The sequence below is a fragment of the Mycobacterium sp. genome (assembly GCF_049608025.1).
Taxonomy (GTDB): Bacteria; Actinomycetota; Actinomycetes; order Mycobacteriales; family Mycobacteriaceae; genus Mycobacterium.
The window spans coordinates 48156-61065 of sequence record NZ_JBMYXC010000009.1; the positions used below are offsets into that span (position 1 = coordinate 48156).

Below are 12910 nucleotides of genomic sequence, written 5' to 3' on the forward strand. Positions count from 1 at the left end.
CGTGCAGATGTCTTCACGTTCGGCGACCAGGTCCAGGGCGCACCTATCGGTTGGCTGGACTTCGCGACAACGTGGTCGGGGCGACGAAGTCTTCGAGCATGCTGCGTTCATCGGCTTCGTCGTTGCCTGGAAACACCAGCAGCGAGGTCATCACCCGGACCAGCCAGCGCGCCCGACGCTCGACCAGGGCCGGCTCATCGGCGCCGAGAGAGATCACGAACGCCTCGGTGAGCGCCCTGATCACCTGGGATTGTTCGGCGATCTCGCCACCGATCGGACGTTGCGTGGTGGCAAACCAGGAGGCCAGGGCCGGGCTTTCACGAACCTTTCGGAGCGAGGTGAGCATGCCCTGGATCAGTCTCTCCCGCGGATCCACCACCGAGACGAGCTGATCGGTCATCTCTCGGAAGAGCCGATGGCTCTCGCGATGCACGTAGGCGGTGTACAGGGCATCGCGGTTCTCGAAGTAGCGATATAGGGTGGCGCGTGAACAGCCTGCGGCCGAGGCGATCTCGTGCATGCCGGCGGTCGCTGCATCCTTCTTGCCGAACAGCTCGCCTGCCGCGTCCAGGATGCGGTCGGCAGCCAGTTCGTTACGGCCTGCCGCCAACCAGTCGCCTGCCATCACGTCGTCACTGCGAAGGGAACTGACAACGGTCGTCTAACGTAACTGCCACCAGCCCAAACGATTCCGGACTCGTCGACCTCGAACTCCGGTATCCGGGCGAGCAACTCGGTGAGCGCCACCCGCGACTGCATTCGGGCGGCCGCGGCGCCCAGGCAATGGTGTGCGCCGTGGCTGAACGTGAGGATGTTGCGGGGCCTGCGGGTGACGTCGAGCTGCGCCGCATCGGGACCGTACTGGCGTTCGTCTCGGTTACCCGAGCCGTAGAGGAGCATCGCCCGGCGGCCTTCGGGGATGGTCACGTCGCCGATCCTGACGTCCCGGGTCACGGTGCGGCCCAGCATCTGGACCGGGGAGGTCAGCCGCAGCAGTTCGTCGACTGCATCGGGGATCAGGTCGGGCTGAGTTGCCAACAGCCGCCGTTGATCTGGCCGTTGGTGCAGCAGCTGCACCGTACCTCCCAACATGCCGGTGGTGGTGTCGTTACCGCCGGTGACCATCGTGAAGGTGAACGCCAGAATCGAGAGCACCCCGGCGATGTCGCCGTCGGCGCCGACGCCGGCGGACACCAGGTGGGAGACCGTGTCGTCTCCGGGTTCAATACGGCGCCGCTCGATCAGCGCGGTGAAGTAGGCCATCATGCCGCCGAGCGCATCGCCCAACGTCTCCAGCGCACCGCCTATCCCGCCCTCGGCAGTGCTGGCCGCCACAATCGCGTCGGTCCAGCCGTCGAACTGGCCGCGATCCTCTTCGGGAACGCCGAGGTAGTGCGCGACCACCATCGAGGGCAGTGGCTTGAACAGTTCGGCGACGATGTCACCCCCGCCGTTGGCCTTGATGCGCTCGATGCGCTCGATGACGTACTCGCGGACCTTGGGCTCGATGGCCTCGACCTGACGGGGCGTGAAGCCGCGGGACACCAGCTTGCGGAACTCGGTGTGAACGGGCGGGTCCTGCATGACCATCGGCGGATTGTCGGCCAGCCCGATAAGGTCCAACTCGCCGTAGTTCACGGTCAGGCCCTGCGCCGACGAGAAGGTCTTATGGTCGCGGGCGGCGGCCCAGATGTCGGCATGCCGGGACAGCACGTAGTAGTCCCCGGGCTCGGGGTCCTCAGGTTCGGGGTCCTCAGCTTCGGCGTCCCCGGGTTCGGTAGGGCCCGCTTTCCCGTTGGGAACCACATGGTGGACCGGGTCGTGATCGCGCAGCGCCCGATACATCGGCCACGGGTCGGCCCAGGTGTCAGCGTTGGCCAACTCGAACCGTACCGGTGTGTCCTGAGACAGAGTCGCAGTCATGTCTCATGAGTACGACATCGTTGGCCTCTGTGTCAAGAACCCACGTCAGATCGCCGCACCCGGGTTGAGGATGTTGTCCGGGTCTAGTGCGGCCTTGATACGACGGTTGAGTTCCATCGCCTCAGGGCCCAGGTAGCCGGCCAGCCAAGGTCGCTTCAGCCTGCCGACGCCGTGCTCCCCGGTGATCGTGCCGCCCAGGCCCACCGCCAGATCCATGATCTCGCCGAACGCCGCATTGGCCCGCTCGGTCATCGCGGCATCTCCTGGGTCGTACACGATCAGCGGATGAGTGTTGCCGTCGCCGGCGTGCGCGATCACCGAGATCATCAGGTTGTGCAACTCGGCGATCTTCTCCACCCCCGATACCAGGTCGGCAAGCGCGGGCAGCGGAACACCGACATCCTCGAGGAGCAGTGAACCCTTGGCTTCCACGGCGGGGATCGCGAATCGGCGGGCCGCGACGAACGCTTCCCCCTCGTCGGCGTCATTCGTCGAGAACACTTCTGTTGCACCATGCTCGGCGAACACCCTGGCCATGTACTCGGCGTCTTCGGCGCCAGCCGGTCCTCGGTCGTCAGAGGCGGCGACCATCATCGCCGCGGCATCGCGGTCCAGCCCCATCTTGAGCTTGTCCTCGACCGCATTGATTGCCACGGTATCCATGAATTCCAGCATCGAAGGTCGGATCTTGGAGGTCACGGTGGCCACAGCGCCACAGGCGGCTGCCACTGAGTCGAATGTCGCGACGACCGTGCATCCCCGGTGCTGGGTGGGCAGCAACTTCAACGTCACCTCGGTGACAATGCCCAGCGTGCCCTCGCTGCCAACGAACAGCTTGGTCAGGCTCAGTCCTGCAACGTCTTTCAGGCGGGGTCCGCCCAGGCGCACCGCGGTGCCGTCGGCCAGCACCACTTGAAGGCCGAGCACGTAGTCGGTGGTGACGCCGTACTTCACACAACACAGGCCGCCCGCATTGGTGGCGATGTTGCCGCCGATGCTGCAGATCTCGAACGACGAGGGGTCTGGCGGATACCACATTCCGTACTCGGCAACAGCTTTCTTGACTTCGGCGTTGAGCAGGCCCGGTTGCGCGACAGCGGTGCGGGTCACCGGGTCGACGGAGATATCGCGCATCTTCTCCGTACTCAGCACGATGCCGCCGTCCAGCGCCGTCGCACCGCCGGACAAACCGGTACCCATGCCACGGGGGACGACCGGAACCCGATGGGCGCTGGCCCACTTCAGCACGGCCTGGACCTGTTCGGTAGACCGCGGCCGTACCACCGCCGAGGGCGTGCCCGCAGCGGGATCCGCCGCCCGGTCGTGGCGGTAGGACTCGAGGATGTCGGGGTCGGTAACAACTGTCCCGTCGGGCAACGCGGAGATCAGGCTCTCAAGCGTGTCTGCGGCGTACTGCACTCCCCAATCCTAGGCCGGTACCTCCGCGGGCTCGTCGAGATCACGCAGTGCAGGAAGGAACAGTGCGACGACTCCCAGTAGAAGCATCGGCAGCGACAGTGCCAGGAACGTGGTGTGCAGACCGGTTGCATCCGCAAGTGGGCCGGCCAGAATCAACCCAAGCGGTCCCGCGGCGTAGGCCAGTGATCCCATCACCCCGACGACCCGGCCACGCAGATGCGCCGGCGCGCGGGTTTGCATGACGTAGTTGTAGATCGGTTGAATCGGCCCGTAGACGAAGCCCACGAGCGCACACAACACGAGGATGATCGGCAGGGGCGGTAGAAACGCGATCACGGTCATGGCCACGCCGAGCGTCAGCAGCGCGATCAGCATGACCGTTCGCCTGCGCATGTACTTCGACATCACGGCGTAGCTCAGGGCGCCGATCAGCCCGCCGATGCTGAGCGCCATCAGAACCCAGCCCAGTTGCGCCGGCTGGTCCCGGTCGGTGAAGTATTTCGGGAACAGCACACTCTCCATCGGCATGTACAGCCCGGTTGCCGCCAGGTCGACGAACGCAAGCGTGCGGAGCACCCGGTTCTGCCACACGAACCGCAGGCCCTCGACGATCCCGGCCCGCACCCCGCCGGCCCGCACCGACGGATCGGGGGTACCGGCGCCTTCGAGGCGCAGCACGGCGATCGCGCAGATCGACAACACGAACGCCCCGGCGGTGACCCACATCGTGTTGACCCCGCCCAGCGTCGCGATCAGCAGGCCGCCGATGCCGGGCCCGACGATGTAGGCGAGGTTGAAGATCGCCTCGTACACGCTGTTGGCATGGTCGAGGGTCCAGCCGGCCCTGGTGGCCGCTTCCGGCAGCATCGTCTCGCGGGCCGTCAGACCGGCCGGGTCGAACAGCGCGCCCAGCGCCGCCAACACGGCCAGCACCGTCACGTTGATCATGTGCGCCCCGAACACCAGTGCCAGCACCGGCACCGCAGCCACCGAGAGCGCCGAAAGCCCGTCGGAAATCATCGATACCCGCCGACGCCCGAGAAAGTCGACCGCAGCGCCGGCGATCAATGTCGCGGCCAGCAGCGGCAGGGTTCCGGCAATCGCCACGATCGACGCGTCCAGCGCGGAGCCGGTCTTCTGAAGTACCAGCCAGGGGAAGGCGACGATGGAGATTCCATTGCCGGCTCCGGCCATCAGCGCCGCGAAGAGGACCAACAGCATCGGGCCGCGCCTGCCCGTCGGCGCACCGTCTTGCGTCATGGGATATCGCGGCGACATTAGCAAGTCGCTGGTGGGCGCACGACTGGTTTTCTTCGCGGGCTGCCGTGGGTCAGAGTGGAGGTGTGCCGCCGCCTCGCTCGCCACGCCATGAGCCGTCCCTCCCGCCACCCTCGCCGCGGCCCCACCCGCGCATCGGCGGCCGGTTCGATTCTCCGGTTCGTGCGGGCTCCGGTTGGCCCGGTGATCCGGCGACGTCGGGCACCACGGTCGCGGCGACGCCCGCGGAGGTGTCGACGTTGGCGGCGCTGGCCAGAACTGTCGATCAGGTCGATGCCGAGGTGTCGGTGTGTTGCGCCTGCCCTCGGCTGGTGCAGTGGCGCGAGGAGACGGCTGCGATCAAGCGCAGGTCCTATTCCGACGAGCCGTACTGGGGTAGGCCGGCACCGGGGTTCGGATCGACCCGTCCCTCGATACTGGTCGTCGGGCTGGCCCCGGCCGCGCACGGCGCCAACCGTACCGGCCGGGTGTTCACCGGCGATCGCTCGGGTGATTTTCTGTTCGGGTCGCTGCATCGCAGCGGTCTGGCGAACCAGGCAATGTGCACCGACAGTGCGGATGGGTTGGCGCTCAACGATGTTCGCGTAGTCGCCGCCGTGCGATGTGCGCCCCCGGGGAATGCGCCGACGCCGGAGGAACGTGGCAACTGCGCACCGTGGCTGGATGCGGAGTGGCGGCTGACCGGAGCCGATGTCAAGGCGGTCGTCGCGCTGGGCGGGTTCGCCTGGCAGGTAGTGCTGGCGATGATCCGGAGGACGGGCGGGTCAGTGGCTACGCCCGCGCCGAAGTTCGGCCACGGCGCCCGTGCGGCGCTGACCACGCCGGGCGGCCCGGTGCAGTTGCTCGGGTGTTATCACCCCAGCCAACAGAACACGTTCACCGGCCGGCTCACCCCGGCCATGATGGACGATGTCTTCGCCGCCGCCGTTGCGATTTCGGCGTAGTTGGTCACGCTGACGGTGACCAACGTCGCCAAATTCGCCTTCTACGGTTTCGGCGTGATCCGGACCAGTGGGATCTTTCGTGAGGTCTTGCTCTGATAGGCGTTGTATCGGTCGCCGTTGTCCCTGTTCACCATCTGCCACAGCGGTGGGTAGGCGGGATCGTCGGCCAGCACCGGCGTCGCCGTCGCCGCCAATCTCTTTGGTCCGATGTTGATCTCGATATTCGGGTTTGCCTTGAGGTTGTGATACCAACCGGGTGCGCTAGGGTCGCCTCCTTTGGAGGCGACCACGTAGTAGTGGCCGCCATCGGGAAAATAGGACAGGGTGTTGGTCCGCTGAATGCCGGTCTTGGCGCCGACAGTGTGCAAGAGCAGGCTCGGTGGCATCCCGGGCAGTGGTATGCGGTGGCCGATGCGCCCACCGGTCCCTTTGTAAATCTTGTCGTGCAGCATCAATAGCCGGAAGCCGGCCTTCTCTTCCACCCAGTCTGCGATAGTCATGTCCTCAGTCTCGTTCAGGGCTGTCCGTTCGCGCCAGCGCTTCGCGCAGGATCCGGCCGGATTCCTCCCGGTCGGGGTCTCGCCGCAGGAAAACGCCCTTGGCGAACGACAATTTGTCGCCGGCGCGGCGTGGCACCACGTGCAGATGAATGTGGAAGACGGACTGAAACGCCGCCTTGCCGTCGTTGATGGCGATGTTGTTGCCGTCGGCGTGCAGACCCGAGGCGCGAGCCGCCCGGGCGATCCGCTGGCCGATGACCGTCATACCTGCGGCGATGTCCGGCGGTGTGTCGGTCAGGTCGACGGTGTGACGCTTGGGGATGACCAGGGTGTGGCCTCGGGTAAACGGGCGGATGTCGAGAAAGGCGAGGTAGTCGTCGTCCTCGTAGATCCGGATGGCAGGCGCCTTGTCGGCGACGATGGCGCAGAACACACAGGGCATGTCGTCACGCTAGTGGAATGACCACGTTCGGCAGCGGCCCGGCGCAGAATGAGAAACGTGAACCCCGAAGAACTCGCTTTTGCCGGTGCAGGGCGGCAGGCACGTCAATTGGCGGAGGGTGCGATTACCGCGCCGGCCCTGGTCGACCTCTACCTCAACCGCATAGCTTCGCTCGATCCGCTGCTTCGTTGCTATCGCGTGGTGATGGCCGACAGTGCGCGACGCGAGGCGGCCGAGGCGCAGAACCGACTCGATGCCGGGGAGCGGTTGCCGCTACTGGGTGTACCGATCGCGATCAAGGACGATGTCGATGTCGCCGGCGAGGTGACCACGTATGGAAGCGCGGCACACGGGCCGGTTCGAACCCGTGATGCTGAAGTTGTTCAACGTCTGCGCGCGGCGGGTGCGGTCATTCTCGGAAAGACGGCCGTGCCGGAAATGATGATCTGGCCCTTCACTGAAACCGTCACGTTCGGAGCGACCCGAAATCCCTACAACACCGATTTCACCCCTGGGGGCAGCAGCGGTGGCAGCGGTGCCGCGGTGGCGGCGGGCCTGGCCGCGATGGCGATGGGCTCCGACGGAATGGGATCAATCCGGATTCCCTCGACGTGGTGCGGACTGTTCGGCATCAAACCCCAACGTGATCGGGTTCCACTGGCGCCGCACGAGGACGCCTGGAGTGGGCTCAGCGTGAACGGCCCGATGGCGCGCACCGTCGAAGACGCGGCAATGTTCCTGGACGCGACGACGACGCTGCCGGGACCGGAGGACGGGTACGTCGGTGCAGCGCGACGACCACCTGGGCGCCTCCGAATAGCGTTGAGTTGCAATGCCCCTCCGCCTTTGCGGGGCTGGGTCGGCCGAGCGCAGCGCCGTGCGGTTTCCGAAGCCGGTGCGCTGCTGCGCGAGCTTGGCCACCACGTGTTGGAGCGCGACCCGGACTATCCGCCCACGGCGGTGTACGCCCAGGCCCTGCCCCGCTACTTCCGCGGCGTCCACGACGACGTCGCGACGCTCCCGCGCCCTGAGCGTCTGGACCGCCGGACTCGCTCTTTCGCGCGCCTCGGCGCACTGGTGCCCGACCGCAGGATGCGGGCGATACGGGCGGCCGAGGGCGAGCTCACCGCACGAATCTTGTCGATCTTCGACGATGTCGACGTGGTGATCACGCCGGGAACCGCGACCGGGCCGTCGCGAATCGGCGCCTATCAACGGCGCGGCGCGATCGCCACCCTCGCGCTGGTTTCGGCCCGGGTTCCGTTCCAGGCGATGTTCAATCTGACTGGCCAACCCGCCGCCGTGGTGCCGTGGGGGCTGGGAGCCAACGGCATTCCGACGTCGATTCAAATGGTGGCCAGGCCGTGTGACGAAGAGACGTTGGTGTCGTTGGCTGCGCAGATCGAGCAGGTCAGGCCGTGGGGGCAGCGTCGGCCCGCTGTGTCTTAGTCGGTGATGGGTCCGGGCTGTTCACGGCGCGACGCCACGCGGCCAGCTTGTCCTCGAATCCGACGGTGTGTGCGGGGCTGGTCGACGGGAGCCTGGAGTGCCTCAGGTCGTGACCTACCTGGACCAGTCTTCGGTAGTTCTTCTCCGCAGCCGCACCGTTGAAGCACACGTGCCTGATCGTCGGGTGGGCAGCGAACAACGCGCCGAAGTCGTTGGCCACCATGCTTTCCCGCTCGACGTCCGAATCCAGGCTGCCCACCCTGCGGCATGACTGCAGAACATCCCACACGGCGACTCCGGCGGAGTTGAGCGCCGCAACGCGATTGTCGTAGGGGGCCGCGGGATCGAACTCGAATAGCTCACCGGCGAGGCGCCAGAAGGCGTTTCGCGGGTGCGCGTAGTACTGCCGCGCATGCAGCGACGCGACGCTGGGCATATTGCCGAGGATCAGGATGCGTGCGCCCCGGGCGACTATCGGCGGGAACCCCCGCAGGGTCGGAGAAGTCACGGGTCGTGTTTACCGCAAAGGCTTGGCGGCCAGCGGTTCGGTATACGTTGGTCAGCGTGGCCGAAGATGTCGATCTCGACGCGTCCGGGTTGCTTGACGGGCTCACCGGCAGGGCGCGGGCCGAGCGAGCCGAGTTGATTCCCTGGCTGATCGAGCGAGGCGTCAGCATCGACCAGATCCGAGGCACTTCCGCACCGATGCTGCTGGCCTCTCGGCAGATCATCGGCGATGACGGCGAGTATGTCTGCGCGCGAGAAGCCGCCGGGAAAGCCGGGGTCGATCTTGATCTGTTCGAACGGATTCAGCGGGCCATGGGGCTCCCGCGGGTAGAGGACCCCGAGGCCGCGGTGTTGTTGCGTGCCGATGCCGAGGCGGCCAAGTTCACTCGTGAATTCCTCGACGCGGGAATCCATCCCGATGAGTTGGTACAGATCACCCGACTCCTCGGCGACGGTCTTTCGCGGGCAGCAGAGTCGATGCGTCATGCCGCGTTGGCCGCTGTGTTGCGTCCGGGCGCAACAGAACTGGAGATTGCCGAGGCATCTGAGGGTCTGGTCGCGAAGATCGCTCCGCAGCTCGGGCCGATGATCCAAGACGTGCTTCTGCTGCAGCTGCGGCACTGGATCGAGAGTGAGGCCGTCAACGCCCGCGAACGGGCAGAAGGTCAGCACCTGCCCGGCGCGCGACTGGTGACGATCACGTTCGCCGATCTCGTCGGGTTCACCCGCCTGGGCGAGGCGGTGCCTCCCGAGGATCTCGAGCAGTTGTCCCAGCGGTTGGCTGATCTGACCCGCGACGTCACGGCCGCTCCTGTTCGATTCATCAAGACTATCGGCGACGAGGTGATGCTGGTCAGCCCAGAACCGGTGCCGATACTCGAGGCGGCTCTGAAGCTTGTCGACGCGACGGACGGCGACCAGGGTTTTCCCCAGCTGCGGGTTGGAATGGCTACCGGAATGGCAGTGAGCCGGGCGGGGGACTGGTTCGGCAGCCCGGTGAACCTGGCCGCCCGGGTGACGGGGGCCGCGAGGCCGGGTTCGGTGCTGGTGTCCGAGGCGACGCGGGGAGCGGTCGGAGATGACGAACGGTTCGCCTGGTCGTTCGCCGGCGCGCGACACCTCAAGGGCATTCAGTCTGATGTGAGGCTGTATCGCGCGCGCAGATCCGTTGGTGAGAGTACCTAGCTGACGTATCAGCTGCGGAGCTGATACCGCCAACCCGGACGGCACACCCCGGCTGGTCGGTGTCTGAGCCTTCCATCGGCCGTGGTCTCTCAGATGCGGCTTACGGTGTTGCGGCCAGCCCGTTTGGCCCGGTACATCGCTTCGTCGGCCCGTTTCGTCGTTTCCGAGTCGGATTCGCCTGGGGCGGCGAGGGTGGCTCCGATGCTGACTGTCGTGTGGATCGTCGTCCCGGATAGCTGGATCGGCTCGGCGGCGTGGCTACGGATCTTCTCGGCGATGGCGGCGACCTCGTCGAGGTTGTGGACGTCGGGTAGTAGGACCAGCATCTCGTCGCCGCCGGTACGACCGATGGTGTCCCCGTGGCGGACGCATTCGCGGATTCGGTTTGCCAGGGTGGAGAGCACGACGTCGCCCGTAGCGTGTCCGAAAGTGTCATTGACATCCTTGAAGCGGTCAATGTCGCAGAACAAGAGGCCGAGTTCCGGTCCAGGATTTCGTGAGCACTTCAGGGCGGCTTGAAGGCGGGCGAAGGCTTCGCCGCGGTTTACCAGCCCTGTCAGTGAGTCGACGCGGGCCAATTGCTCCATCTCCCGGTGCGCCTCTGTCAGTTGCTTCTTTTGGCGGTCTGATGATTCGGTTGTTGCGGCGATGGCATAGAGAGCGGCGAAGCCCACAAAGAGTAGGGCCTGTTCTTGCGGGGCCGTTGTGAAGTCGGCCAGGTGCGCTAAGCCGATCAGGGTCACGGTTGCCGTCAGCACCGCTGCTGGCGGCGCCCCGACAGCTCCGAAGGTCAAAGAGAGAAGTACCCCGGCGGCCAGCGCGGTTTGTTGTGTCCCCCAGAAGTTCTCATTGGCTGCGAGGTAGCCGGCCAGCACAATCAGGAGCGTCGCCGCTGCGATGCTTCCAAGCGCAAGTCGGCGTGAGCGCCGTAGCGCAACTGATGCCACGGCGTCCCGAAGAAGCAAGCCGAGGGGTACCCCGACCAGTAGCCCCAGACTGTCCCCAAACCACCAGGTCCGCCAACCGGTGAAGTAGTCGGAGTCGAACGTCCATGCCGCGGCCAAGGCTCCGAGTGTGGCGGTCAACGCCGGGACCATCATCGAGGTGACGATCACGGCTACCGCACCGCGCACCGAAAGCAGCCCGATCTGTTGTCGGCTTCCGGCGATGAGTGCAGCGAGAAGTACGAACGACGTGGCTTCGATGATGTTCACGACTCCGAAAGAGAGCGCGTGATGCGGCGCCACGTCGAACCGCAAGTCGACCACAACCTCGGCAAGTAGCCCCGCCGCATATACATAGGGCCAATCGCGTGGCCGGAACCGAAGCAGCGCGGTGACCAGTACCGCGTTGGGCATCCATAGCAACGAGACGCCGCCGGTCTCGGTGAACGGGTACAGCAACGCAACACCCGCGTAGGCGCAGAAGATGGCCAACAGCAATAGGCCTCCGCGCCAACGCGCACCCGGAAGCCAGAGAACAGCCCGCCCCCACCCGCCGTCAACCTGAGTGGTCGGCGCCGCTTCCAGCCGCGAAGCGCGTTCCGGCAGAGTCGTGGGCACGTCAACCCTTCCAGTTGTGCAACTAACCGTAATGCGGCAACCGTGATCGAGTAGTTCTTTTCCGATGGAAGTTGCCTATGGAGATCCCGGATAGCTGTTTCCCGGGGGTGCTGCGTGTCGTCGGTCTGGCCCGGTTGACGCTTGGCTGGTTTCCCCGAGTTGCGACCACCAGGCTCCGGGATCCGTTTGGTAGTCACCTCAGACATGCCGGCGGGTACTTGCTGCAGGGCCGCGGCGATCACATATCGCGCCAACAACCCGGTGACCGAGGTCCTCGGGTTCCGTCAGCGCGTGGCACCATCTCGGTATGCGAGTCCTGGTTCAGCGGGTCACCTCCGCGCGCGTGACGGTGGCGGGCGACCCGGGGGCTGAGGCTGTCACTGTCGGCGAGATTCGCCCGGATGGGCAAGGGCTGCTCGCGCTGATCGGAGTCACTCACACCGATGACGTCGATAAGTCCTCGAGACTGGCAGCAAAGCTCTGGAAGTTACGGATTCTCGACCATGAAATGTCTGCCAGCGACGTCGGCGCGCCGATCCTGGTGGTCAGTCAGTTCACGCTGTACGGAGACTCCACCAAGGGGCGACGGCCGACGTGGAACGCCGCCGCACCGGGCCCGGTCGCCGAACCCCTGGTGGACGCGTTCGCCGCGGCGCTCGTGGCCCTCGGCGCGCCGGTGCAGACCGGCCTCTTCGGCGCGGACATGCAGGTAGAGCTCGTCAACGACGGCCCGGTAACGGTATTGCTCGAGCTGTGAGCCGGGCTTTACTGCGTCACGACGGTGAAGCCTTCGGAGGGTTGCACAATGACGAATCCGTTGCCGTGAAACGACACCTGCACGGCCTCACCAGAGCCGCGGCCGATCAGGGCACCGGCCTTGAAGCTCGACTTGAGCTGCGTCTGCAGGCCCGCCGACCACGCGACCACGGCATTGGTATCCGCGAAGGTCGGAGCCTCGGCCGCGTTGAGTACCACCGGTGGGCCGTCAGTGGTGAGGGCCACCCATCCGGTGCCGCGCAGCATGGTGTTGAACAGACCTCCGGTCGCGATGCTGCCGCCCTTCACCCGCTCGATGTTCCAGTCCAGGTTCGAGGAGAACGCCAGGACGTTCTTGCCGCTGATCGACAATCCGGAGTTGTTCAGGTTGAGCAGGTGTACGTCGTAGGACCGCTCGGCGAGAAAGACATCGCCCTGGCCGGCGCAGCGCATCAGCGGAAGGCCTTCGCCGGTAAGGGCCTTCTTGATGAATTTCGAGGCCCCGCCTCCCTCGAACGAGAAGTCCACGTTGCCCTGGTAGGCAACCATCGACCCCTGTCGGGCCATGAACGGTTCACCGAGACGCACCCGAAGTAGCTTCGAGTTCTGGTTGCCAATCGCCTTGGCCTCTTTTTCGCTGAATCGCCCGTCGACCAAGTCCCCGGTGACACCGGTGAAACCGTCGCCGCCTCCGCCGGGAACAGGCTGCGCCTGGCTCGCCTGCGCCTGGCTCGCCTGCGGCTGCTGTTGCCCCGGTGGCGAGGCCTGCTGAGCGGGTGCGCCGCCGAGCGGCGCCCGGCCCACCTGGCCCTGCTGGGAGACTTGATCGGTCCACTGATTTCCGTCGAACCACCGGTATTCGTAGCGGCCCTCGGGATCGGGCTGCCAGCTGCCTTGTTCGGGTCCTGTCACCGTTACCTCCTTAGCGTTGCGCCGGTTTCACAC

At 65.9% G+C, this 12910-nt stretch carries 13 protein-coding genes; 4 read left to right on the plus strand and 9 right to left on the minus strand.

Going from position 1 to position 12910, the window contains the following annotated elements; translation table 11 throughout:
* Positions 1-43: 43 nt before the first annotated feature.
* The 4 genes from ACPGXI_RS05185 to tap are packed head-to-tail and all read right to left on the minus strand — an operon-like array spanning position 44 to position 4602.
* Positions 44-625, minus strand: coding sequence for a TetR/AcrR family transcriptional regulator (locus ACPGXI_RS05185; protein WP_526650495.1), 582 nt, complete (start codon positions 623-625; stop codon positions 44-46).
* Positions 625-1923 carry a cytochrome P450 gene (locus ACPGXI_RS05190; RefSeq protein WP_526650497.1) on the minus strand — a complete coding sequence of 433 codons (1299 nt, stop codon included), beginning with the start codon at positions 1921-1923 and terminating at the stop codon, positions 625-627. Before ACPGXI_RS05190 ends, ACPGXI_RS05185 begins: the two co-directional genes overlap by 1 nt.
* 45 nt (positions 1924-1968) lie before the next feature.
* On the minus strand, positions 1969-3312 hold the full coding sequence (locus tag ACPGXI_RS05195; RefSeq protein WP_526650579.1) for an FAD-binding oxidoreductase: 1344 nt from the start codon (positions 3310-3312) through the stop codon (positions 1969-1971).
* A 39-nt stretch (positions 3313-3351) separates the two neighbouring features.
* Entirely contained in the window at positions 3352-4602 is a 1251-nt protein-coding gene (gene tap, locus ACPGXI_RS05200; RefSeq protein ID WP_526650499.1) for a multidrug efflux MFS transporter Tap, read from the minus strand.
* Between the two features lie 83 nt (positions 4603-4685).
* Here tap and ACPGXI_RS05205 point away from each other — a divergent pair, with 83 nt between their 5' ends.
* A complete protein-coding gene (locus ACPGXI_RS05205) occupies positions 4686-5564 on the plus strand; it encodes a uracil-DNA glycosylase (RefSeq protein WP_526650501.1) in 879 nt (292 codons plus the stop codon).
* A 41-nt stretch (positions 5565-5605) separates the two neighbouring features.
* Here the strand turns inward: ACPGXI_RS05205 and ACPGXI_RS05210 are convergent, their stop codons facing one another.
* Entirely contained in the window at positions 5606-6064 is a 459-nt protein-coding gene (locus ACPGXI_RS05210; protein WP_526650503.1) for a nitroreductase family deazaflavin-dependent oxidoreductase, read from the minus strand.
* Positions 6065-6068: 4 nt separating this feature from the next.
* Positions 6069-6506, minus strand: a complete 438-nt coding sequence (locus ACPGXI_RS05215) for an HIT family protein (RefSeq protein WP_526650505.1) — start codon at positions 6504-6506, stop codon at positions 6069-6071.
* 48 nt (positions 6507-6554) lie between these two features.
* On the opposite strand from ACPGXI_RS05215, the gene ACPGXI_RS05220 reads away from it, so the two are divergent.
* Entirely contained in the window at positions 6555-7955 is a 1401-nt protein-coding gene (locus ACPGXI_RS05220) for an amidase (protein ID WP_526650507.1), read from the plus strand.
* Here the strand turns inward: ACPGXI_RS05220 and ACPGXI_RS05225 are convergent.
* On the minus strand, positions 7918-8463 hold the full coding sequence (locus tag ACPGXI_RS05225) for a DNA-deoxyinosine glycosylase (RefSeq protein WP_526650509.1): 546 nt from the start codon (positions 8461-8463) through the stop codon (positions 7918-7920). The genes ACPGXI_RS05220 and ACPGXI_RS05225 overlap by 38 nt on opposite strands.
* A gap of 56 nt (positions 8464-8519) precedes the next feature.
* Between ACPGXI_RS05225 and ACPGXI_RS05230 the strand changes: the two genes are divergently transcribed.
* Positions 8520-9647, plus strand: coding sequence for an adenylate/guanylate cyclase domain-containing protein (locus tag ACPGXI_RS05230; RefSeq protein ID WP_526650511.1), 1128 nt, complete (start codon positions 8520-8522; stop codon positions 9645-9647).
* 89 nt (positions 9648-9736) lie between these two features.
* Here the strand turns inward: ACPGXI_RS05230 and ACPGXI_RS05235 are convergent, their stop codons facing one another.
* Positions 9737-11209 (minus strand): diguanylate cyclase domain-containing protein, encoded by a 1473-nt coding sequence (locus ACPGXI_RS05235; RefSeq protein WP_526650513.1) that lies wholly within the window; start codon positions 11207-11209, stop codon positions 9737-9739.
* A gap of 307 nt (positions 11210-11516) precedes the next feature.
* Here ACPGXI_RS05235 and dtd point away from each other — a divergent pair, with 307 nt between their 5' ends.
* Positions 11517-11966, plus strand: coding sequence for a D-aminoacyl-tRNA deacylase (dtd, locus tag ACPGXI_RS05240; RefSeq protein WP_526650515.1), 450 nt, complete (start codon positions 11517-11519; stop codon positions 11964-11966).
* Positions 11967-11974: 8 nt separating this feature from the next.
* Here dtd and ACPGXI_RS05245 read toward each other — a convergent pair whose 3' ends face one another.
* Entirely contained in the window at positions 11975-12877 is a 903-nt protein-coding gene (locus ACPGXI_RS05245; protein WP_526650517.1) for an AIM24 family protein, read from the minus strand.
* Positions 12878-12910: the final 33 nt, after the last annotated feature.

Coding starts and splice junctions, on each gene's coding strand:
- ACPGXI_RS05215 (WP_526650505.1), bottom strand. CDS start 6,506: ATGCCCTGTGTGTTCTGCGCCATCGTCGCCGACAAGGCGCCTGCCATC.
- tap (WP_526650499.1), bottom strand. CDS start 4,602: ATGACGCAAGACGGTGCGCCGACGGGCAGGCGCGGCCCGATGCTGTTG.
- dtd (WP_526650515.1), top strand. CDS start 11,517: ATGCGAGTCCTGGTTCAGCGGGTCACCTCCGCGCGCGTGACGGTGGCG.
- ACPGXI_RS05220 (WP_526650507.1), top strand. CDS start 6,555: ATGAGAAACGTGAACCCCGAAGAACTCGCTTTTGCCGGTGCAGGGCGG.
- ACPGXI_RS05210 (WP_526650503.1), bottom strand. CDS start 6,064: ATGACTATCGCAGACTGGGTGGAAGAGAAGGCCGGCTTCCGGCTATTG.
- ACPGXI_RS05185 (WP_526650495.1), bottom strand. CDS start 625: ATGGCAGGCGACTGGTTGGCGGCAGGCCGTAACGAACTGGCTGCCGAC.
- ACPGXI_RS05190 (WP_526650497.1), bottom strand. CDS start 1,923: ATGACTGCGACTCTGTCTCAGGACACACCGGTACGGTTCGAGTTGGCC.